This window comes from Psychrobacter sp. HII-4, from assembly GCF_904846595.1.
GTDB lineage: Bacteria > Pseudomonadota > Gammaproteobacteria > Pseudomonadales > Moraxellaceae > Psychrobacter > Psychrobacter celer.
In genome coordinates this window covers 12,782-34,206 of the sequence record NZ_CAJHBJ010000023.1, presented here as the reverse complement: position 1 = coordinate 34,206, position 21,425 = coordinate 12,782, and the positions used below count along the sequence as shown (strand labels likewise).

Below are 21,425 nucleotides of genomic sequence, written 5' to 3'. Positions count from 1 at the left end.
CGCGAGTGCTGATTTAGCATGATGACTATTTGCCAAGATCACTGTATTTAAGAGCGCTATAACAAACGATATTTGAGGAAGAAAGGAGGGGCAGACCATCCACTGTCTTTGATTACCGTCTCGTCTTCCTGACAAGCGTCTTAAAGTTTTTAGTATGCCAAACAATCATGACAATAAGTGAATATTCAATAAGTCACAATGCTTATAAAATTTAGTCTATCACTTTCAAGTCTGCGTCACTGCAAACAAATAGTCATAAACCAAAAACCCTGCATAACCATTAGTAATAAAGACCTGATAGGTGGATGACAGTATGTAAAAACCATCACCGCTGACTTACTTTATGCAGTAAATTGGTTACTTTTATCATTCTATAGGATAGGAGAAGCCTGTAGTATTTATTTTAAAAATAAATATAGTGAACCGATAAGTAAACGTGATGGTTATGGCGCACTGAATCTCTATAAAATGCACAGCAGATTTGACGACTGAGCATGGTATGCTGGTTTTAATGGCGTTTATTTGATATAAAACGCAAAAAATAAGCAAGTTTTAAAAAATATTCACGAGGAGTTGATATGAGTGAAGGGATAGTAGGGTGGTTTAACAGCCTCGTAAATTATGGTGTCGGTATTATCTGGGGGAATAATGATTGGTTGATTGCCAATAACCCTTGGTATGGTCTGCTGATGTTTGTACTGATTGGCGCAGGTCTGTATTTTACTGTCGTGACACGTTTTATTCAGTTTCGCCACTTTGGTCATATGTGGAAGCTACTGCGCGTCTCCAACCAAGGACGCAAAAATGGCGGTATCAGCTCATTTGAAGCATTGATGACGTCGCTGGCGGCGCGTGTGGGTACGGGTAACTTGGCAGGGGTTGCGATTGCGATTTATCTCGGTGGCCCAGGTGCCGTGTTTTGGATGTGGATGACCGCGCTGGTTGGTATGTCGACCAGCTTTATCGAGTCGACGCTCGCCCAAGCATACAAAGTCCCTCACAACGACAATGTGTACCGCGGTGGACCGGCCTACTATATCGAAAAAGGCTTAGGTAAACGCTGGCTTGCGATATTTTTCTCACTGTGTCTGCTCGTGGCCTTTGGTCTTGCTTTCAATGGCGTACAGTCCAACACCATCGCACAAGCGACCAACGAAGCCTTTGGCGTGCCAACATGGATGACAGGCTTTATATTGGTGGCACTGGTCGCGCCTGTTGTGTTTGGAGGGTTGCGCTCGGTGGCTCGTATCGCGGGCAAAATCGTCCCTATCATGGCGATTTTATATATTTTATTGGCACTGTTTATTATCATCACCAACCTTAGCCAATTCCCAGCTGCCATCGCCTTGATCGTAAAATCAGCTTTCGGATTTGAGCAAGCAGCGGGCGGGGTCATCGGTTATGGTATCGCTCAGGCGATGATCAATGGTATCAAACGCGGATTGTTTTCTAACGAAGCAGGCATGGGGTCGGCGCCCAATGCGGCAGCCACAGCCAAAAGTCATCCTGACCATCCCGCGGTGCAAGGGTTTATGCAAATGCTCGGCGTGTTTATGGATACGCTGGTGATCTGTACCGCAACGGCTGCTATCATCATTTTGTCAGGTGTGGTCGACCCCAATGTCGAGCAAGAAGGTATTCAGCTGACACAGCTGGCGTTGTCGCAGTACGTGGGTGATTTGGGTATTATCTTTGTCGCCATTGCTATTTTCTTCTTTTCTTTTACTTCTATCATTGCCAACTACAGCTATGGCGAGTCAAACCTTGAGTTTATCTCAGGCGCCAAAAACGCCAAAGTAATGATCATGATATTTCGCTTTATGGTATTGGGAATGGTGTTTATCGGTGCCATCGCCAGCTTGCCTTCGATTTGGAACTTTGCGGATTTATCCATGGGTATGATGGCACTCGTCAACTTGGTGGCTATTTTGCTCTTGTCTCCTGTGGCGCTACGCATACTGCGTGACTACGAGCGTCAAATCAAAGAAGGCAAATCAGGTACACAAATCAAATTTGACCCTGATGATTTTGTCAAATTAAAAGACGAAGCCAACCGTGACGCTTGGACAGATTAAGATGGGTTGTCGCATCATTTAATTGAGACATTGAATGTATAAGTATTAAAAAACCGCCCTTATAAATTAAGGGCGGTTTTTTATTGCTCAGCGGTGAGCAGATGACTGCTCAAGGCTCTCCAACACCATTACATGTTTGGATAGTTGGGGCCACCGCCGCCTTCTGGCGTGACCCAAGTGATGTTTTGTGATGGATCTTTGATATCACAAGTCTTACAGTGTACGCAGTTTTGCGCGTTGATGACGAATTTTGCGCCTTCGGCATCCTTGACCACTTCATAGACGCCCGCTGGGCAGTACAAACGCGCAGGCTCGGCATAGAGGGGCAGGTTAATCGACACTGGCACCGTTGGGTCAGTGAGCTTAAGATGTGTTGGCTGATCTTCTGCGTGGTTGGTATTAGAGATAAATACTGATGACAGCTTATCAAATACCAGCTTACCATCTGGTTTTAGGTAAGTCGGCTGATAGGCATGGTTGGCACGCTCTAGCTGATCGTAGTCAGGGATGTTGTCATGCAGGGTCAGTGGCATTTTACCTTTTAATAGATTGTGCTCGATAAAGGTAAAGGCGCCGCCCATAAACAGACCCATGCGATGTATCGCAGGGGAGAAGTTGCGTGACTCATAGTTGTCTTGATATAACCACGACTCTTTATACATAGTGGTATAAGCCACCACTTCGTCGTGCTGGCGGTCGGCTTGCAGCGCCTCAAAAATCGCCTCAGCCGCAAGCATGCCTGATTTCATCGAGGTGTGCGTGCCTTTGATTTTGGCTGGGTTTAAGAAACCAGCATCGTCACCGACCAACACGCCGCCAGGGAAGGTGAATTTTGGTAGAGAGTTTAGGCCACCTTTGGTCAGGGCACGGGCACCGTAGGAAATACGCTTGCCGCCTTCTAATACATTTTTGATAACAGGGTGCGTCTTTAAGCGCTGCATTTCATCAAATGGCGACATATATGGATTGTGATAAGACAAATCTGCCACCAGACCAAAGCTGACTTGGTTGTTTTCGTCGAAATACAACCACCAGCCACCCGTCGAGCCAGTTTCGGTCAATGGCCAGCCAAGACCGTGCATGACCACGCCTTGCTCATGTTTTTCAGGTGCCACTTCCCACAGCTCTTTTAGACCGATACCATAATGCTGAGGATCAGCGTCTTTATCGAGACTAAAGCGGCTGATTAAACGTTTGCCCAAGTGACCGCGGCTACCTTCAGCAAAGATGGTGTATTTGGCCAGTAGCTCATAGCCTGGCTCAAAGCTTGGCTTGGCCTCACCGTCAGCCGCCACACCCATATCGCCTGTCAAAATACCACGTACTGAGCCATCATCATTATATAAGATATCGGCGGCAGGGAAACCTGGGAACATCATCACTTCTAGCTCTTCTGCCTGTACGGCAAGCCAGCGTACCACATTGCCTAGCGAGACGATATAGTTGCCATCGTTGTGCATCGGTGCTGGGATTAAGGGGTCAGGTACTTTGGTCGAGCGCGTGGCTGAATTGAGATAATAAAAACGATCTTCGGTCGCAGGTACGTTGAGTGGGGCACCTTTTTCTTTCCAGTCAGGGATGAGCTCATTGAGCGCGCGTGGCTCGATGACTGCACCAGATAAGGTATGAGCGCCAAACTCAGAGCCTTTTTCGACCACACAAACCATAAACTCATCATTGCCCGCCTCAATGGCAAGCTGACGCAGACGGATAGCCGCAGACAAACCTGCAGGACCGCCGCCGACGATGATGACATCAAACTCCATAGACTCGCGTTCTATCTCAGGCTCTGCAGCCACGCTTTGTGCTTGCACGTCTTGCTCGACCGTATCTGTCGCTACAGTATCGCCATCAACGACTGGCTTTTGATTGTCTTGCTCTTGCATACCTACTCCTAAACTTATGGTGGCTTATCTCAGGGCATCATTAGCTTAACAATTAAATAATAGACTTGTGGCGCTAACGTCACTCGACATATGGCTGCCCGATAAAAACTGTCTGCGCCGTATCAATAACAATGAGCTGGGCTCTTTGCGACAAACCATTTATGCAAAGATATCAACACCTTAAAAAACGCCTCATTGATACAGCGATACAGCACCCACTTAACCATGTAAATAAAAACACGTAAATGAAAAATCGTTACTTATTATAAAAGAAAAGTCCTACAAACACGATACGCATTTGTGAGTATCGATGTTAAGGTAAAATTAAAATAATGAGCTAATTATGATGAGTGATTGACGACAAAGATTCATCATACCTGAAACTAAAATTTATAGTCATAATAGATTTGCCAAACTTTGCATACTAGATAGGAAATCATAAGATGGATAGCCACGACAAGCAAGCCAATAAACACCAAAACGATACGCCACAAGCCCCAAACGACGTGCCATCAGACCTAAATAGTATGGACGCATTGAGCCAGTATCTAAAGACCACTGCTGGGACGCGCGAGGGGCGAGCCATACCGCCCCTAGAGCGCTGGCATCCTGAGCAAGTGACGGATATGGATTTGGTGATCAAGGCAAATGGCGAGTGGTGGCATGAAGGCGGGAAAATGACCAGAGAGTCATTGGTGAGTCTGTTTGCCACGATTTTGTGGAAAGAAGAAAATCAGGGCAAAACAGAGTACTTTTTAAAGACGCCTGTACAAAAAATTCGTATTCAAGTTGAAGATGCGCCGTTATTGATCAACGATGTAGGTATCGTCGAGGAAGCAGGCCTGCGCTGGTTGGAGTTTACCACGACCACAGGCGATGTCGTTCGCCTAGATGACGAGCACAAAATCGTCTTAAAGGTGTATAATCCTAATGTATCAGACAAGCATGCCGAGAGTCAGCCTCAGGCCAGCAGCGCTCAAGCCAATAATGCACAAAACGCCAAAGACCATCAGCAACAAGCAGTGGAGCAGCAAATACGTCCGTATATGCTCGTCAGACAGGGCTTGATGGCGCTGATCGGCCGCAATACGTTTTATCATTTGGCTGAAATTGGTGAGCTGACAGAGCAAAACGGCGAGACGATATTAACCTTACAAAGTGGTGGGCAACGCTATCAGTTATCGATGCCTTAACATATCAATGTTTTAACGTACCAATTAATGTACCAATCAAAGTAGCAATAACTTAAGCTATCAAGGCCTTAAGCTATTGCTACTTTGCAGCACAAACAATAAATAGCAAAGCGTGACAGGATATGTGTAGCAGTTTGATTGACTACCGACAAGTCACGCAATCAGTAGTATAAAGATACTAATATGACCAAAAAAACGACAGTACAGCCATGAAGGGTATGAGCAAAAATGACGCGCTAAACGTGGATAGGGCACATCCTGAGGCTGTGCTAGCCAAACACATGAAGACAGCGGCTATCTGGCAGGCTGCTGCTCATGAGGTGGCAGCTGAGGCAACGACTTATCATGCCGACCCAAACGCACCGATAGGCTTATTTGACTCGGGGGTAGGCGGTCTGTCTGTGTATCTGCATCTGGCCGAGCAGCTGCCTGCTGAGCGCTATGTCTATTATGCCGATACGCTACATGTCCCTTATGGTAATCGCGACAGCACCGATATTGAGAGGCTGACATTAAGAGCGATCGAGTGGCTGTATCAGCAAGGCTGCAAACTTATCGTTATCGCTTGCAACAGTGCCTCTGCCTATGCGCTAGAGACGGCTAGGCGTTGTTATCCGCAGCTGCCTATTGTGGGATTGGTGCCAGCATTAAAACCGGCGGTACTGGCCAGCAATACCCATCGCGTGGCGGTGCTAGCGACTAAGGCGACCTTAAATGGTGCGTTACTAAACAAGGTTATCGATGCGTTTGCCCTGCCCAATAATGTAGAAGTGACTAAGTACTTTGACCCTCTACTAGTGCCATGGGTGGAGGCGGGCATGCCAGAGGCGGACGAGACCGCGCGGCGTTTACGTCAGCAGCTCACGGTCTTCGCGCAAGCTGGTATCGATCAGTTGGTCCTTGGGTGCACGCATTATCCGTTTTTTAAGGGTTTCTTGTTGGAGGAAATTGCGCGCCAGCAGTTATCGATACAGGTATTGGACTCAGGACAGGCGATTGCAGAGCGGGTCAAGCAGCTGCTACTGAGCAATCAGCTATTGGCAAGTGCTAATATTAAAGGCAATGGTAATAACCATATCAATGAATATTGCAATGATGATGGCGAGAATGACAACAATGCTCACCGAGCGATAGCGACAAACCATCAAATATCGCCTAGTATTCGACTGCCGTTGACTTTTTATGCCAGCAAATATAACGATACGTTGGGCGCTTTGATAAAACAATTGGTCGGACAAGAGACCGTTTTGCAATACGCTTCTAAATAAGTGCTATCATGGTTTTTCTGATCAGCGGTTTGAGTGTCAGGCGCGCCTATATGACGATGAAACTGCTATAGTCGAAATAAAATAATTCCATTTCTATAAGTTTATGCTAGTCTGTGCAAAACAAGATATTTGTGCTTTATTTTATCTGCTCGTTACTTATGTCATGACTGAAGCTTAGAGGTGATTGTGCCAAACCGTCGCTATCATATCCACGTCATATGCGCTGATAATGATCAATTGCTGGTATTGGATAACCTAGCGATATTTTTTCAGGCCCGCGCTTTTTTGACTTATGATGTGTCAAGCCAACTGTCAAAGGCATCGTTATATGGGCGCCAATGCATCGACTCCTGCGACTATGCGTTGATGGTAATCGGTGATAGCTATGGCACCGCACAAAAAACCGGCGTCAGCCAAATGCATTTGAGCTATCTAAATGCCAAAGCCAAGCTCAAGCCTTTACTGGTCTTAATCAAAAACCAGCCGCCAGACAGCGTTATCAGCCGCCAGTTACAAGAATTTATCAACGCAGTGACCAAGCAAGACAATCGCATATACTACTATGACAACGCTGATGAAATCGAAAGCCTGCTGGTAGAAGCCTATCACACCATCATTGTTGCACATAAAGTCACGGGCGGCTGGATAAAGGCCAGTGACGAGGTCATTGAGTTTAGCAAACAAGCTACTATGCAAAAACCCGCTGAGCGGCTGTCCGCCAAAAAAGCCATCAACCAAAACAGCTTGACCCAACATAATCTTGCCTACCGTCATGAGCAGCCCAAAGCCAGCTTTGCAGAAGATAATGTCAGTAACCCCATCGTTTTGACAGAGTCCTTTGATATCTCCTATAGTGCGCAAGCCTATGCAGGGGGTAACCTGACAGATGTGACACGGCCGATGACGCTGACATGGCAAGAGGTACTGAGCGCCTTATCAAAAATCCCCTCGACGTTCTCTAGCTATGGTTTACAAACCGCCATCAACCGGCTGATAGCATCAAAAGCTGAAGCAGACGTCAAGCAAGACATGCCAAATGTCCACGCGGTTGCGCGCTGTCAGATATCGCAAGACGACTTAAACGTCTTGCAGCGTCAGCTGGTCAGTGCCAATTGGATACAGCTGACCACCTATGGCACACGGGTATCGCAGGAGCTATGGAAGCTGACTTTTTATGCAAAAAACTTGTTAAAAAACACCCCGTCTCAGTCTTAATCTATTTTTTTTAAATTTTCTCTTCTTTATTGGTTTACTTTTCTCAGTAGTCCTCCAGCAGTAGCTGTCTCGAGCAGATATACCGCAAGCATCTGCGCGCGCGACTACGTTTTGTAATACAAAGCATACGTGGCAGAGGTTGTGAATCTGAGCAGGACTGGTGATAATAAGAATCATGAGTCAGCGCACGTTCAGTCGATAGCCGAAGGCCATGAACGAAATGACTAAAGAACAAAATCACTAAAACGATAACACATCATACAATAGCGCTGAGATACGTATCATTGACGATCACTGAATAATTAAGGAGAGTAGACATGAGCAACTCTAAATATGATGAGCGCAACCATGAAATCGACGGCTTAGAAAAAGCCATGCATGATGCCGATCAGTTTCGCACCCTAGAAGAGCAAGTTGCCGACATGAAGCGCCGCGGCATCGACCCTAGCCAAGCCTACAAAGACTTGGATAGAAAAGAAGAAGATGCGGATTGGGGTGATGAGACGTGGAAAGAAAATGGCAAATGGGAGCCAAAAACCCCTGCTGACCTAGACGACAAGGCACGGGAAAACTGGGATGGCGACAATGGTAAGCCCAATCCGCCGCCTATCGTATAACACCGCGTCACTATGAGCAAAGGATCAAAACGTAGGTTTGTCAAAAGGCCAAGGCTAAAGACTTATCTGTTAAATGTATCGTCCTAAAGGTCTCGTCTTAAAATACATAGAAAGGCCACGCTAGCTATAGCGTGGCCTTTTTGCTGTCAGGGGGAGAGCGATAAAACCTAGCGGTTATGAGCCTTCATCAATACGTACCAGCTTGATAGTACCGTCGCTGCCGATCACGCGGCGATAGCGCGGGTTGCTAGACGTAGAGGGCTGCGGCGACTGAGAGTAAGCGCTTGGCGCGGTGGTCTGCTGCTGGATCAATTGCCCCATACGATCGGCGGGTGCTGGGTTTAGGGGTTGGCTATTGGCGGGCTGAGAGTATGGGTGACCATACGAGCGCGGGCTTGGGGCCGCACTGCCAACGATAGCACGATAAAATTTTTGCCCTGCACGGCCATCAGCTGGGAAGATACCGTGACTGGTCTGGTATTGCTGAATCGCCGTACGAGTGTTATCACCGATGATGCCGTCGACGCCGCCAATATCATAGCCAGCATCGAGCAGTGCTTGCTGGATGTCTTTGGCTTGTTGGCGACTGATACCTGGGTCATCTGTGGGCCACGCAGTGATAAAATCTGTCTTGCTGCTGTCTTCGCGCGTGATCAGATCTGACAAGTGCGCGATGGCCAATGCGTAGTTTTCTGACGCGTTATACGAGTAAAAGGTGTCAAAGTTTTTACCAACCAAAAACGCCGGCCCTTCTATACCAGCTGGTAATAGCAGTCCTGCACTACTCAAATCATAGGGCAGCGGGCTACCATTTGCCAATGTCAGACCTTGGCTGCGCCAGTGACTCATAGATTTCTTGTTTTTACGGTTGGACGCCGCCCAGTAGCCATCAGGGAGTTTGACTTCATAACCCCACGGCTCCCCTGTACGATAGCCACGGTTGTCCAGAAAGTTGGCGGTAGAGGCTAGTGCATCAGGGACGCTATTGACGAGGTCGCGGCGACCATCGCCATCAAAGTCGACGGCCAGCTCCAAAAAGGTGCTCGGCATAAACTGCGTTTGCCCAAAGGCGCCAGCCCACGAGCCTGTCATGTCGTTTGGTGCGATATCACCGCGTTGGACGATTTTGAGCGCGTTGGCAAACTCCCCCTGAAAGTAGCTTTGGCGACGATCAAAGCAGGAGAGAGTCGCTAAGGCTTCAAATAGCGGTTTTTTACCCAGTGTCTGACCAAAGTTGGACTCCACGCCCCAGACGCCAAGGACGTGCTCGGCTTTTACGCCATAGCGCGATTCGATTTGGCGCAGCGTATCACGCCATTGGTGCTTGGCACGAATACCATCTTCGACGCGCTCTTTGTCCACCAGCGCCGATAGATAATCCCAGACATCTTTTTGAAACTCGGGCTGATAGTTAAGCGACTGAATAACGCTAGGGTCAGGCTGAGCTGGGCGATAGTTGTTGAAAGTAAAGCTGTCTACGCCGCGAAACTTACTAGAGCCTTTTAACCTATCTAGACACTGCTGAAACTCGCTATTGGACAAGTCTGGCGCTGGTGGTTTGGCCGCTTGGGCAGTGCTGGCAAAGCTCAGACCGATAGCCGCAGCCAGCATGGATAGGGTCGAAAGAGGAGTCAAACGCATGAAAATATCCTATAAACATCAAAATTATTATGAGAAATGGTGATGGGACGTGATGATAAGTAATGGTTATAAATAAGAGCGATCAATAAAACAGCATAAAGTGCAAAATCGTCATATTTACTTAGAGTAACCAATCTGCATAATAAAGAAAAGCGGTCGCAGCACCCTGTTACTATAAATTGACGTAGGCGTGAGGTTGCAAGCGGTTTTTGCTGCGTGCCAAGCTTCTAAAGGATGTCGCTACGACTCTAAAATCTTATCCAGCTCTTTGATAAAACGACGAATACGCTCAGCATTTTCGCCCAAGTCGCTGCCACCAATTCGTGATTTACTACGAATATCGACCAGCCGCTTGCTACCTGCATCGGCGACACGTATCACCACATCGTCCTGAAAACCAAACCAAGGCGTCGTATCTGTCGCCTCCACAATACCGGTGTCTGCGTCTATCACCACCAGCTCCTTTATCTTGATCGTAAATAAGCGTGAGTAATAACTGCGGCGCATAGCGTGACGGTACGTCCTACCAGCTGGCCTTTAGCCGAATGATGCACCCGTGATGGCGCGCCAGTTAATTGACCATATATTCGCTAAACTCTTTTCGCAGTTTGGCAAGTTTGGGTGGGATGGCAAAGTTGCAGTAGGCTTGGCCTGGGTTTCTATTAAAAAAGTCTTGGTGCGACTCTTCAGCCTTATAGAACGTCATAGCAGGATGGACTTCTGTGACGACGTTGATGCCCATATCGCGCAGTTTGTTGATGGTGCGATCGACGGTTGGTTTTTGCTCATCGTCTGTATAGAACACCACGCTACGATATTGACTGCCGACATCATTGCCTTGACGATCTTTGGTTGTGGGGTCGTGAGTGGCAAAAAACACATCAAGTATCACCTCCAGAGGGACAACAGTGTCATCAAAATCGACTTTGATAACCTCCACATGACCTGTGGTGCCGCTACAGACGGCCTCATAATTGGCCGATACTGCATCGCCGCCCATATAGCCTGAGGTCACGGACGATACCCCTTTTACGGACAAAAAGACTGATTCGGTGCACCAAAAGCAGCCACCGCCTAAGATAATGGTTTGCATAATTTTTCCTATTATTATAAAGAGATGATCAGGTTATATAATCACTTCATTCTAAAAGTGACATAGCGCTACTGGTGTAAATATTGGTCGCAGACGGTCATTTTTCAACTTTCAACGACCTGCTTAAAGGCTCTATCAACTCAATGACACGGTTAGTTTAACGACTGCTTCAATCATCAATTGATTGCCCTTAGCGTGACCTATTTAGCTTAGCAGGGCATCTGATGGCGATAAGTAACAAACAGTAATGTTATAATGGGCTTTTGCTATTATCGAAACGAGTCGCCCCATGAGCCAATCCAATCCTGCCACTATCAAGCATGACACCTTATTTACCACACCTCTCGATAAAGCGGCGCGCTTTTCTTTTGATGAGCAGGTGGTGGCGTGTTTTCCAGATATGATTCGCCGTAGTGTACCAGGTTATGGTCAAGTGCTGGCGATGTTGCCTATCTTTGCTCGGCGTCATTGCAAGTACCGTCAGCAAGGTAATGATGGCCGCCGTGTCAGCCGTGTGTATGATTTGGGCTGCTCACTCGGTGCAGCTAGCATGGCGTTGGCTGGGGAATTTGCGCCGCAGGATTTACAGATTAAAGCGATAGATATCTCGCCTGCGATGACCACAAAAGCGGCAACTGTGCTCAATGATAACTATCCTGAGCACGATATCGAAGTCGTCACCGCCGATATCCGCGATGTGACACTTGAGCCATGCGATATGGTGATTTTGAATTTAACGCTACAGTTTTTGCCAGCCGCCGATAGAGTGGCGGTGTTAGAGAATATCTATAATGCACTGAGCGAGGGCGGTATATTGGTGTTGACTGAAAAAACCCATGCGTTTGATGAGCAGTATGATGCGTGGCTGGTTGAGCGCTATTATGACTTTAAGCGAGCTAATGGCTATACCGAGATGGAAATCAGCGGCAAGCGTAATGCGCTAGAAAACGTCCTTATCACCGATACCTTAGACGGGCACCATCAGCGTTTGGATAAGGTGGGTTTTGCGCGGCATCTGACGTGGTTTCAGTTTTTGAACTTTGTCTCGATTGTGGCGTTTAAATAGCCTTTCTTTGAGGACGCAATTTTTAACCTTACTTTTTGATCCACATGGTAATTCGCTTTTATGCTTAATGACACTATCTTGCGCGCCAAACGTGAGCTGTATTTGACCTTGCTAACACTTGCGCAGCAGCAGCCGACGGCTTATGAGTGGCTGACCCAGTTGCCAACATGGCTGGGTGCCATCAAAGACAAAGCCAACTATGCGCACGCGCCGGCTTATCAGGCGTCGGTGGCGCGTTTGCCAGAATTGGTCGTCGATGCTGTTCATCTAGACACTGATGTGTTGACCATTGAGGCAAATCTGAGTGACTCGCAGCGCAAGCAAACAACGGCGCTATTAAAGCAGCTGATGCCGTGGCGCAAAGGGCCGTTTCAGATCGGTGGTCAAATCGGCGATGATGCGTCAGGTATCAAGATCGATACCGAGTGGCACAGTGACTGGAAATGGCAGCGAGTTGCGCCGCATTTGGGCACCTTAAAAGGACGGCGCGTGCTCGATGTCGGCGGCGGCTCTGGGTATCATGGCTGGCGTATGGCAGGGGCTGGCGCGGAGACGGTCATTATCATCGATCCCTCTTGCTTGTTTTATCATCAGTTTATGGCGATTCGGCATTTTGTCGGCGCGGCTGATAGGTATAAAACGCATTATATCCCCGTCCCACTCGAAGCCTTACCTGAGCATAGTCAGCTATTTGATACGGTGTTTAGTATGGGGGTGCTCTATCATCGTCAGTCACCCTTTGAGCATTTGCAACAGCTAAAGGGGCAGCTGGTCAGAGGCGGCGAGCTGGTGCTTGAGACGTTGGTAATCGAAGGCGATGCCAATACTGTACTGGTGCCGCATGACCGCTATGCGCAGATGAATAATGTGTACTTTTTACCCTCTGTTGCAGCGTTAATCGTCTGGCTTGAAAAAGCAGGGTTTACAGACGTGCGCTGCGTCGATGTGGCCACGACTTCGACCAATGAGCAGCGCCAAACCGAATGGATGACGTATCACTCTTTAGCAGATTTTTTAGATCCTAATGACCGAACAAAAACTGTAGAAGGCTATCCTGCCCCGATGCGCGCGACCATTATTGCCAAAAAATAGCACAGTAAAACAGTGCAGTGTTTAGCCGCTTCGAACCCATTTGGATGACTGTCGGTTGAATTAAGGACCCTAGAGCATTGGTTAGATCAACCATCTCTCAAAGGCGACCTCTAGTAAGAGCTTGAGTAAAAAGCCCACAAACCCAGCACCCAGTGCCAAAAAGATCCAAAACGTCCCAGCGCGTCCAGCCTCAGATTTTTTAGAGATGTCCCACATAATAAAAAATAAAAAGGCGATAAATATTGGTAGTAAGACGTACAACCCCCAGCTGGTGATGGTACTAGCAGCAATAGCAAACATAAGATAGTCCTATAAAGTGGTAACGCGTTGTTTGATTGTCTTTATTATTTTATCGTCTGGATAATGGCAGGCGACTCGGCTGCAATGGGGCGTATTGCCTCACTACAGCAAGACAGCAAGACAAACCGTCATTATAGCGTGTAATGTACTGGGTATAAACTACCGCAAAGCCTTGGACAACAGTAACGCTACAATCATAATGCTCGGTGTTGTGCCACGCTTAGCGCGGCGCGCGCCGTCTTTATCAGATAGCCAATACTGAGGGGCAAATTGGGCTTAAAGTGTTGTATTTTGACACTAATTTTATCGTAAATAGTGCAATACAGCACAAAGATTGTTATATTTATAGGTTACTTGTTTTTTAGTACTAATGCCTCTTTTGCATAGCCTGTCGCTATTATAATAATCCCATATCGACTGCTCGCATTCGTCATGTTTCATACCGTTTTTGTTGTTTATTTAACTGAGTTTATACCCTATGTCACAAGCCCAAATCGATACCTTAACCGCATTATTTGACCAAGCTGTTCAAACCTTACAGGCGCAAGACATCTTGCCTGCTGATTGGAAAAACAATAGCCAGATCACCCGTACCAAGGATTTGAGCCATGGTGATTTTGCCAGTAACATCGCGCTGACAGCAGCCAAAGCAGCCAAGAGCAATCCGCGTATGCTGGCTGAAAAAATCGTCACCGCGTTGCCTGATAATCAAGACATTCGCCAAGTCGAAATCGCCGGCCCTGGTTTTATCAATGTGTTTTTGAACAGCGATGCCAAGTTTGCAGTATTAGCAGATATCTTTGAGCTACAAGACCGCTTTGGTCTAAGCGAGCAATTTGCCGGGCAAAAAATCCAAGTCGAGTTTGTCTCTGCCAACCCAACCTCAAGCTTGCATGTCGGTCATGGCCGCGGCGCAGCGTTCGGTATGAGCGTCGCCAATTTGCTAGAGGCGGTGGGGTATGATGTCACGCGTGAATACTACGTCAATGATGCCGGTCGCCAAATGGATATTTTGGCAACCAGCACCTACTTGCGTTATTTGCAGATCAACGGCGAGCAGGTGACCTTTCCGGTCAATGGCTATCAAGGTGAGTATGTCCGAGATATCGCACAGACTCTAAAGGTGCAGCATGGTGACAGCTACGTTCATCCTTTCGCTGACGTCGCCAAAGACGTACCAGCAGATGCTATCTTTGATACCAATGCCGATGGCGAAAAAACACTGGTATCAGGCGACAAAGAAGCTCATATCGATGGCTTGATTGCCAATAGTAAATCCTTGCTAGGCGAGGGTTATGAGCTGTTTTTAGACGCTGCGCTGAGCAGTATCTTGGCGGATATCAAAGATGATTTAAATGACTTTGGGGTGCGTTATGAGTGCTGGTTTAGCGAGCGCTCAATCGATAGCGAGATCGAACCTGTCTTACAGATACTAGACGACAAAGGCTATCTGTATGAAAAAGATGGCAATATTTGGTTTAAATCGACCGATTTTGGTGACGAAAAAGACCGCGTGGTACGCCGCGCCAATGGGCAAACGACGTACTTTGCCTCTGATATTGCTTATCACAAAAACAAGTTTGACCGCGGCTTTGATAAAGTCATCAACGTCTGGGGCGCAGACCACCACGGTTATGTCCCGCGGGTAAAAGCGGCGCTGACTGCGCTTGGCATCGATGAGGCGCGCCTCGATGTGGTATTGGTACAGTTTGTGGCCTTATGGCGCGGTAGTGAAAAAGTACAAATGTCGTCACGCTCAGGCAAATTTGTCACCTTGCGCGAGCTGCGCTCTGAGGTGGGTAACGATGCGGCGCGTTTTTATTATGTGGCGCGTAAGCCTGAAGTGCATGTGGACTTTGATCTGGAGCTGGCCAAGTCGCAAAGTAAAGACAACCAAGTCTATTACATTCAGTACGCGCATGCGCGTGTCTGCCGCGTGTTAGAGAAGCTTGAAAACAGTGGCTTTGTGATAGATGATGCCATCGGTCAAGCGCAGCAAACGAGGCTAAGCGCTCCTAATGAAGATGAATTGATCAAGCTGCTAGCAGGCTATCCTGCGACCTTGGCGCGCGCGGCAACCGGCTACGAGCCGCACGTCTTGACCAATTATCTAAAAGAGCTGGCCGCACTGTTTCATGGCTGGTACGACAGCAACCGCATCTTGCCGGTGAGCTTGACATCAGGTCAGACACCGAGCACTGATGAGATGGCATTGATGCAGGCGCGTCTACGGTTGTCAAAAGCGGTGCGTCAAGTATTGTCCAACGGACTTAATTTGTTAGGGTTGTCTGCCCCGTCTAGCATGTAGTATAAAGAGACGGCCGATAAGCGTAATTTAATGATAGTTAGATTCAGTAGGGAGAACCAGATCCATGCTAGCCAAAAAACCTAAAGGCGCGACCGAAAAGCGCAAAACCAGTAGTGTGTCAGGCTTATTATGGATGTTCGTCGGGGCGATACTGACCTTGATGATTGGGGTGTTTATCTACCTCTCGCCATTGTTTGATTTTAGTCCAGCAGATAGTGCCGCCGGCGATGACCCAGACCGTCAGGTACAGCCGCGTGTCGATACCGACACGGATAATGCTGATTATGAGTTTTATGACATATTGCCCAGTCAAGAAATGGCGACGATTCCTGATGAAGACATCGCCGAGGTGGGCAACGGCGCAATAGGCGATATCAATGCCTTTGAGCCGGATGTGGTCGTCACTCAGCCGCAGGATAGTAGCGCCAGCCGTGATGATGAGTCAGATAATATCGGTATCGCGGATGGCACAGTGACAGCGCCTAATCAAGGCAATGGCGCGGCCACTGGCGAAAACAGTGATGAGATTGTCATTGTCGAAGAAGACGCCACTTACGATGGCCCTGCGCCTACTAGCAATAGTAATGGCGCTAACCGTAGCAATAACTCAGGTGCCGGAACCGCTAGCGTACAGGCCGCCAAACCGGCAGCCACCTACATTTTGCAGATCAATAGCTTTGGTGATGCTGATGAAGCAGATCGTCGCCGCGCCCAAGTACTGATGGCAGGTGTCGATGCAAGAGTGGTAAAAAACACCACAGGTAATGGCTTGCCCATCTATCAGGTCATCTCACGGCCGATGAATAATCGTCAAGCGGTGACCAGCGCCCAGCAGCGCCTACAAAATAACGGCATCGACTCTATCATCGTCGAGCAGCGCCGCTAGCATCGGCAGCTTAGGAGGATGATTCGTTTATAAACAAAGGCGTCGCTTACTGGTACGAGCGACGCCTTTTTTATCGTTTATTTTAGGGCGTGTTTTCAATTCACTCGATAGTTATCTAAATGGGCTAAAAATGGCTAAATTTTGCCAACCATCGTCAAATAGCTGGTCAATATCCCGATATGAACGGCGCTATTTTCCTTATTTGACCACAATTTATCTCCAAAACTTACAAAGAGCATGGCTATGACTGTATCGCACGCAGTAGCACCCCACGGTGTCATTAAGGCTTTTTTTCAAAAATATTTTATTGATGCTTTTACTGGCATGGCGTTGGGCTTGTTTGTCACCTTGATAGCTGGTCTTATTATCTCGCAAATCGGTGGTTGGTTAAATTTGCCAGCACTGGTGGCTGTCGGCAAGCTGGCTTCAGTCATGATGGGGGCGGGTATCGGCGTGGGTATTGCATACTATCTAAAAGCACCGACGCTGGTGATGCTCAGTTGCTTGGTCGCTGGTATGCTCGGTGCCCACTCCGAGGCGCTAATGGCAGGGACGCTATTTACCGCTCAGGTAGGCGCACCTGCGACTTTTGTCGCCATACCAGGCAATCCGATTGGCGCGTATTTGACATCGGTATTTGCGTATCGTGCTGGTACGTGGGTCGCAGGTAAAACCAAACTTGATATTTTGTTGGTGCCATTGGTGGTATGTAGTGCGGCGTTGCTGGTTTGTGCCCTACTTAATCCGCCCATCGTCGCTGCCGTCAGCGCTATTGGACAAGGTATCCAAGCAGCTACTGAGCTGCAGCCGTTATTGATGGGGGTGGTGATAGCTGTGGTGGTGGGGATTTTGCTGACACTTCCCACCTCCAGCGCTGCCATCTGTATTGCTATCGGGCTTGGCGGGCTGGCAGGCGGTGCGGCAGTGGTGGGCTGTGCGGCGCACATGATCGGCTTTGCGGTAGCGAGCTTTAAGGACAACGGCATGAGCGGGGTGATCTCTCAGGGGCTTGGCACCAGTATGCTACAGATTCCCAATGTACTAAAAAAACCATTGGTGCTATTGCCTGCGGTCATCGCAAGCGCCATCGTCGGCCCTATTGCGACCGTCGGCTTTGGGCTGGCATGTACCGCAACTGGCGCTGGCATGGGGACGGCGGGGTTGGTCGGGGTATTTGGCGTTATCGAGGCCTCGCAAGGACTGATGAGCACCGCACAGCTATGGACGGCGATTGTGTTATTGATGTTTGTGCTGCCAGCCGTGATTGCCGGTGTTGTCGCTTATGTGATGCGGCGTATGGGCTGGCTGGTAGAAGGTGATATGAAGCTACCTTAAGTATTACTATGATGGTTATGCATACCGCAAAAAAGCCCAGTGTATTTATAGCTGGGCTTTTTATCTGAGTGTTTTTATTGTCTAAACCACTGACCTTTGCTAACGGCGTACATCAACCGGCGCGCCGCCTTTTGGCCAATCTTTGTCTTTGTTGGCTTTGACGGGGCGCGGCAAGTGGGTGAAGTAGCTGGCCACATCGATGGCTTCTTGATCGGTTAGGGTATTGCCTTGACCAAACGGAATTTTACCTTTCACAAAAGCTGCTGCCTTATAGGTACGCGCCATACCTGCGCCGTCGTCATTGTATTGACCTCCACCATTGTCACCATGACAGGTGCTACAGGTCTTGGCAAATATCTCCTTGCCTTTGACGGGGTCTGGGGTCAGCGTGTTGTCGACCTTGACAAACCCACGGCCTTCTGGCGATACCCAATCGGCATATCTTGTGATAGCCATGTCATATAAGAGATAAAGGCATTCATCTCCACTGAATCTAGATCCAGTGGCGTGCCGTTCATCGAACGCTGAAAGCAGCCATTGCCCCGTTCTTGTAGCGAGTGGACGCGAGCGATAAATCGAAAAAAGGCGCTTAACCACACATGGGTTAAGCGCCTTTTTGTGTCAATTCTAAGTAAAACCAGTAGGTAACTGTCTCATATGCGATGAGTGTCAATTTTGATTGCTGCGCCTACGCCGCCAGAAGCGATGCAAAACTGCCCTCAGTTGTGCTGTGTCTGTTTTATAGTGAGGCGACTCAAGATAGAACAAGAAAAAGTTATCTGCCATGATTGGGTTTTTTGGCACGTCGCGGTTTGAGCTTACGTGAGAGTTTGTTGGCGTCGTTTAGTATCTGGCTATATGCCGAGGGAAAGATACGCTGTACGGCATCGATCATTTTGGCATCGTTGCCAATCAGGCAGCGGCGCTGGTTGGTCGCGGCCGCCTGCAAAATAAGCCAAGCGGCTTCACTGGCATCGAACTTCAAAAACTTATTAAAACTTCTGATGGCTTTGGGGCCAGTACGCATGCCGATGTCATTGATGCTGTCATTACCGCGTGCACTATTGGCAATGTTGGTTTTGATACCACCTGGATGGATACAGGTCGCTGATACGCCGCAGCGCTGGATATCGAGCTCTTGGCGCAAGCTTTCGGTAAAGCCGCGCACTGCAAACTTGCTGGCGTTATAGGCAGATTGTGAGGGCTGGGCGGTCAGTCCAAAGAGACTGGAGATATTGACAATATGACCATGCTCAGAAAACTGGCGGGCGTTTTTGTCTGTGTGATTGCTATTGTCCGTTTCAGTGGCTTTGACACTATTTTTAATCAAAGGCAAAAACGCCTTGGTGCCATAGACCACACCCCAAAAATTAATATCCATCACCCATTCAAGCTCGCTGATACTACTGCCTTCTACGGTAGAATACAGCGCCACGCCTGCATTGTTAAAGATAAAATTGACTTTGCCATGCTCATTCATCACCGCCTCTGCCCAGGTTGCGACGGCTTTTTGGTCTGAGACATCAAGTACTGTGGTGCAAGCGTCGATATCGTAGCCGATGAGCAGCGCCTTGGTCTGCGCCAGCTGCTCAGGATTGATATCAGATAGAGCAAGGTGACAGCCCATTTTTGCCAAATGAATGGCCAGCTCACGCCCCATACCAGAGCCTGCGCCCGTGATAGCAGCGACATGATCGCGATAATATGGCGCGATGTCGTGATTTTGTTGAGAGGCGATAGGAAGGTGGCGGCGTAGCGAGCTTGCCATAGTGGCCATGTGGTTGCGCATAATAAACAATCCTTTGTCATCATCATCCTGGTGGGTATCTAAACCGCATGTCGCAGGCGCGCTATCGCTACCAAAGATACGGGTTTAGATGGATAATCTACCTTAGCATGATTTATGCGTCTCCCTGACAAGGTTTGATAAACGCCACTGTCATTTTTTATGGATTTTTTATACGCCTTTTGTGCGCTTGGGCATATATATTTATGCATACAGACGAGCGGACACAAAAAAGCGCCTGAGCACTGCTGCCAGACGCTTTTTTTTTAGGATTATTGTCAAGATAGCCTACCATTTGTCCTGCTATCTTTGGTCATGCTCAGATTAAGCAATTTTAGGCGTTTTGCCTTCATTGATGACCGACTCATCGACCATCACGGTTTTGGCGTTTTTCATCGATGGTAGCTCATACATGGTTTCTAGCAAGGCGTTTTCTACGATAGAGCGCAGACCACGCGCGCCTGTTTTGCGCTCCATGGCTTTTTTGGCGATGGCATCGAGGGCTTCTTTGGTAAACTCAATCTCAGCGCCTTCCATATCAAACAAATACTTGTACTGTTTGACCAGCGCGTTTTTTGGCTCGGTCAAGATTTGCACCAGCGCTTCTTCATCCAGCTCTTCGAGCGCGGCCAGTACCGGCAGACGACCGATCAGCTCAGGAATCAAACCAAACTTAATCAAATCCTCAGGCTCGACTTGCTGAAGCAAATCTGAGCTACGGCGGCTGTCGTCTTTTGAGCTGACATCCGCATTGAAACCGATACCGCCCTTTTCGGTACGCTGCTGAATCACTTGGTCGAGGCCAGCGAACGCACCACCAACGATGATGAGGATGTTGCTGGTATCGACTTGGATCAGCTCTTGCTGTGGATGCTTACGGCCACCATGAGGCGGGATAGCAGCAACTGTACCTTCGATGAGCTTGAGCAGGGCTTGCTGTACACCTTCGCCCGATACATCGCGCGTGATAGACGGGTTGTCGCCTTTTTTGCTGATTTTATCAATCTCATCGATATAAATGATACCTTGCTCAGCTTTGCTCACATCATAGTCAGCCGCTTGCAGTAGTTTTTGCACGATGTTTTCGACGTCTTCACCGACGTAGCCTGCTTCGGTCAAGGTAGTGGCGTCGGCCATGGCAAAAGGCACGTCGAGCAGGCGCGCTAAGGTTTGCGCGAGTAGTGTCTTACCAGAGCCGGTCGGGCCAATCAGCAAGATATTGCTTTTTGCCAATTCAACCATGGCATCATCAGCGCCAATCTTGGCTGTTTTGTTGTCATTGGCCAAAGTCTGGCTGACTTTTAGTCGTTTATAATGGTTATAAACCGCCACCGCCAAGGCTTTTTTGGCCGCGTCCTGCCCGATGACATATTGATCAAGCTTGGCACGTATCTCTTTTGGCGTTGGTAGTTTTTTATTGACCCACGAGGTGTCAATATCGCTATCGTCGCTCTGCTCGGCGCTGTCTGCGATTAAGTCGGTACATAGCTCGATGCACTCATTACAGATATTGGCGTCGTCAGAGGCAATGAGCTGTTGTACGTCACTTTTGGCTTTGCCACAAAATGAGCACTGTGGGGTGTTATCTTCTGCCATAAAAGGCGCTCCTAAAATTTAAAGCTTATAAGTATTCTGAGTATGTCCATCAATGCCCAAACAGCAAG

Annotated in this window: 18 protein-coding genes; 10 read left to right on the top strand and 8 right to left on the bottom strand. The window is 48.2% G+C overall.

The window, feature by feature from the left end; genetic code table 11:
• Window positions 1-578 precede the first annotated feature (578 nt).
• Window positions 579-2,075: an alanine/glycine:cation symporter family protein gene (locus tag JMX98_RS10300; RefSeq protein WP_201586372.1), complete on the top strand. Its 1,497-nt coding sequence runs from the start codon at window positions 579-581 to the stop codon at window positions 2,073-2,075.
• Between the two features lie 128 nt (window positions 2,076-2,203).
• Here JMX98_RS10300 and JMX98_RS10295 read toward each other — a convergent pair whose 3' ends face one another.
• Window positions 2,204-3,841, bottom strand: a complete 1,638-nt coding sequence (locus tag JMX98_RS10295) for an electron transfer flavoprotein-ubiquinone oxidoreductase (protein WP_100749110.1) — start codon at window positions 3,839-3,841, stop codon at window positions 2,204-2,206.
• A 563-nt stretch (window positions 3,842-4,404) separates the two neighbouring features.
• Between JMX98_RS10295 and JMX98_RS10290 the strand changes: the two genes are divergently transcribed.
• The 4 genes from JMX98_RS10290 (at window position 4,405) to JMX98_RS10275 (ending at window position 8,254) form a co-directional block, all read left to right on the top strand.
• Window positions 4,405-5,154 carry a DUF1285 domain-containing protein gene (locus JMX98_RS10290; protein ID WP_201586371.1) on the top strand — a complete coding sequence of 250 codons (750 nt, stop codon included), beginning with the start codon at window positions 4,405-4,407 and terminating at the stop codon, window positions 5,152-5,154.
• Window positions 5,155-5,372: 218 nt separating this feature from the next.
• Window positions 5,373-6,422: a glutamate racemase gene (gene murI / locus JMX98_RS10285; protein WP_227680129.1), complete on the top strand. Its 1,050-nt coding sequence runs from the start codon at window positions 5,373-5,375 to the stop codon at window positions 6,420-6,422.
• A 186-nt stretch (window positions 6,423-6,608) separates the two neighbouring features.
• Entirely contained in the window at window positions 6,609-7,637 is a 1,029-nt protein-coding gene (locus JMX98_RS10280) for a DUF4062 domain-containing protein (protein WP_201586370.1), read from the top strand.
• Between the two features lie 317 nt (window positions 7,638-7,954).
• Window positions 7,955-8,254 carry a hypothetical protein gene (locus JMX98_RS10275; RefSeq protein ID WP_075102515.1) on the top strand — a complete coding sequence of 100 codons (300 nt, stop codon included), beginning with the start codon at window positions 7,955-7,957 and terminating at the stop codon, window positions 8,252-8,254.
• 174 nt (window positions 8,255-8,428) lie between these two features.
• Here the strand turns inward: JMX98_RS10275 and JMX98_RS10270 are convergent, their stop codons facing one another.
• From JMX98_RS10270 to msrA, 3 genes are all read right to left on the bottom strand, one after another.
• Complete coding sequence (locus JMX98_RS10270) at window positions 8,429-9,895, bottom strand: lytic murein transglycosylase (protein WP_201586368.1); 1,467 nt, start codon at window positions 9,893-9,895, stop codon at window positions 8,429-8,431.
• 240 nt (window positions 9,896-10,135) lie between these two features.
• Complete coding sequence (locus JMX98_RS10265) at window positions 10,136-10,402, bottom strand: DUF1499 domain-containing protein (RefSeq protein ID WP_201586366.1); 267 nt, start codon at window positions 10,400-10,402, stop codon at window positions 10,136-10,138.
• 64 nt (window positions 10,403-10,466) lie between these two features.
• Window positions 10,467-10,988 (bottom strand): peptide-methionine (S)-S-oxide reductase MsrA, encoded by a 522-nt coding sequence (msrA, locus tag JMX98_RS10260; RefSeq protein ID WP_201586364.1) that lies wholly within the window; start codon window positions 10,986-10,988, stop codon window positions 10,467-10,469.
• A gap of 289 nt (window positions 10,989-11,277) precedes the next feature.
• On the opposite strand from msrA, the gene cmoA reads away from it, so the two are divergent.
• Together cmoA and cmoB are read left to right on the top strand one after the other, a co-directional pair.
• Window positions 11,278-12,054, top strand: a complete 777-nt coding sequence (cmoA, locus tag JMX98_RS10255; protein ID WP_201586362.1) for a carboxy-S-adenosyl-L-methionine synthase CmoA — start codon at window positions 11,278-11,280, stop codon at window positions 12,052-12,054.
• A 60-nt stretch (window positions 12,055-12,114) separates the two neighbouring features.
• Window positions 12,115-13,146 carry a tRNA 5-methoxyuridine(34)/uridine 5-oxyacetic acid(34) synthase CmoB gene (gene cmoB, locus JMX98_RS10250; RefSeq protein ID WP_201586361.1) on the top strand — a complete coding sequence of 344 codons (1,032 nt, stop codon included), beginning with the start codon at window positions 12,115-12,117 and terminating at the stop codon, window positions 13,144-13,146.
• An 81-nt stretch (window positions 13,147-13,227) separates the two neighbouring features.
• Here the strand turns inward: cmoB and JMX98_RS10245 are convergent, their stop codons facing one another.
• The gene (locus JMX98_RS10245) at window positions 13,228-13,446 is read right to left on the bottom strand and encodes a DUF2788 domain-containing protein (protein ID WP_075102521.1); all 219 of its coding nucleotides are present in this window, start codon (window positions 13,444-13,446) and stop codon (window positions 13,228-13,230) included.
• Between the two features lie 478 nt (window positions 13,447-13,924).
• On the opposite strand from JMX98_RS10245, the gene argS reads away from it, so the two are divergent.
• From argS to JMX98_RS10230, 3 genes are all read left to right on the top strand, one after another.
• Complete coding sequence (gene argS / locus JMX98_RS10240; RefSeq protein WP_201586360.1) at window positions 13,925-15,754, top strand: arginine--tRNA ligase; 1,830 nt, start codon at window positions 13,925-13,927, stop codon at window positions 15,752-15,754.
• Window positions 15,755-15,818: 64 nt separating this feature from the next.
• On the top strand, window positions 15,819-16,640 hold the full coding sequence (locus JMX98_RS10235) for an SPOR domain-containing protein (RefSeq protein WP_201586359.1): 822 nt from the start codon (window positions 15,819-15,821) through the stop codon (window positions 16,638-16,640).
• A gap of 243 nt (window positions 16,641-16,883) precedes the next feature.
• The gene (locus JMX98_RS10230; RefSeq protein WP_265089369.1) at window positions 16,884-17,975 is read left to right on the top strand and encodes a PTS transporter subunit IIC; all 1,092 of its coding nucleotides are present in this window, start codon (window positions 16,884-16,886) and stop codon (window positions 17,973-17,975) included.
• A 99-nt stretch (window positions 17,976-18,074) separates the two neighbouring features.
• Here the strand turns inward: JMX98_RS10230 and JMX98_RS10225 are convergent, their stop codons facing one another.
• From JMX98_RS10225 to clpX, 3 genes are all read right to left on the bottom strand, one after another.
• Window positions 18,075-18,431, bottom strand: a complete 357-nt coding sequence (locus JMX98_RS10225) for a c-type cytochrome (RefSeq protein ID WP_227680128.1) — start codon at window positions 18,429-18,431, stop codon at window positions 18,075-18,077.
• Between the two features lie 319 nt (window positions 18,432-18,750).
• A complete protein-coding gene (locus tag JMX98_RS10220; protein WP_227680127.1) occupies window positions 18,751-19,764 on the bottom strand; it encodes an SDR family NAD(P)-dependent oxidoreductase in 1,014 nt (337 codons plus the stop codon).
• Window positions 19,765-20,085: 321 nt separating this feature from the next.
• Entirely contained in the window at window positions 20,086-21,357 is a 1,272-nt protein-coding gene (gene clpX, locus JMX98_RS10215; RefSeq protein ID WP_198336427.1) for an ATP-dependent protease ATP-binding subunit ClpX, read from the bottom strand.
• Window positions 21,358-21,425: the final 68 nt, after the last annotated feature.

Coding starts and splice junctions, on each gene's coding strand:
- JMX98_RS10300 (WP_201586372.1), top strand. CDS start 579: ATGAGTGAAGGGATAGTAGGGTGGTTTAACAGCCTCGTAAATTATGGT.
- JMX98_RS10295 (WP_100749110.1), bottom strand. CDS start 3,841: ATGGAGTTTGATGTCATCATCGTCGGCGGCGGTCCTGCAGGTTTGTCT.
- JMX98_RS10290 (WP_201586371.1), top strand. CDS start 4,405: ATGGATAGCCACGACAAGCAAGCCAATAAACACCAAAACGATACGCCA.
- murI (WP_227680129.1), top strand. CDS start 5,373: ATGAGCAAAAATGACGCGCTAAACGTGGATAGGGCACATCCTGAGGCT.
- JMX98_RS10275 (WP_075102515.1), top strand. CDS start 7,955: ATGAGCAACTCTAAATATGATGAGCGCAACCATGAAATCGACGGCTTA.
- JMX98_RS10270 (WP_201586368.1), bottom strand. CDS start 9,895: ATGCGTTTGACTCCTCTTTCGACCCTATCCATGCTGGCTGCGGCTATC.
- JMX98_RS10265 (WP_201586366.1), bottom strand. CDS start 10,402: ATGCGCCGCAGTTATTACTCACGCTTATTTACGATCAAGATAAAGGAG.
- msrA (WP_201586364.1), bottom strand. CDS start 10,988: ATGCAAACCATTATCTTAGGCGGTGGCTGCTTTTGGTGCACCGAATCA.
- cmoA (WP_201586362.1), top strand. CDS start 11,278: ATGAGCCAATCCAATCCTGCCACTATCAAGCATGACACCTTATTTACC.
- cmoB (WP_201586361.1), top strand. CDS start 12,115: ATGCTTAATGACACTATCTTGCGCGCCAAACGTGAGCTGTATTTGACC.
- JMX98_RS10245 (WP_075102521.1), bottom strand. CDS start 13,446: ATGTTTGCTATTGCTGCTAGTACCATCACCAGCTGGGGGTTGTACGTC.
- argS (WP_201586360.1), top strand. CDS start 13,925: ATGTCACAAGCCCAAATCGATACCTTAACCGCATTATTTGACCAAGCT.
- JMX98_RS10235 (WP_201586359.1), top strand. CDS start 15,819: ATGCTAGCCAAAAAACCTAAAGGCGCGACCGAAAAGCGCAAAACCAGT.
- JMX98_RS10230 (WP_265089369.1), top strand. CDS start 16,884: ATGACTGTATCGCACGCAGTAGCACCCCACGGTGTCATTAAGGCTTTT.
- JMX98_RS10225 (WP_227680128.1), bottom strand. CDS start 18,431: ATGGCTATCACAAGATATGCCGATTGGGTATCGCCAGAAGGCCGTGGG.
- JMX98_RS10220 (WP_227680127.1), bottom strand. CDS start 19,764: ATGCGCAACCACATGGCCACTATGGCAAGCTCGCTACGCCGCCACCTT.
- clpX (WP_198336427.1), bottom strand. CDS start 21,357: ATGGCAGAAGATAACACCCCACAGTGCTCATTTTGTGGCAAAGCCAAA.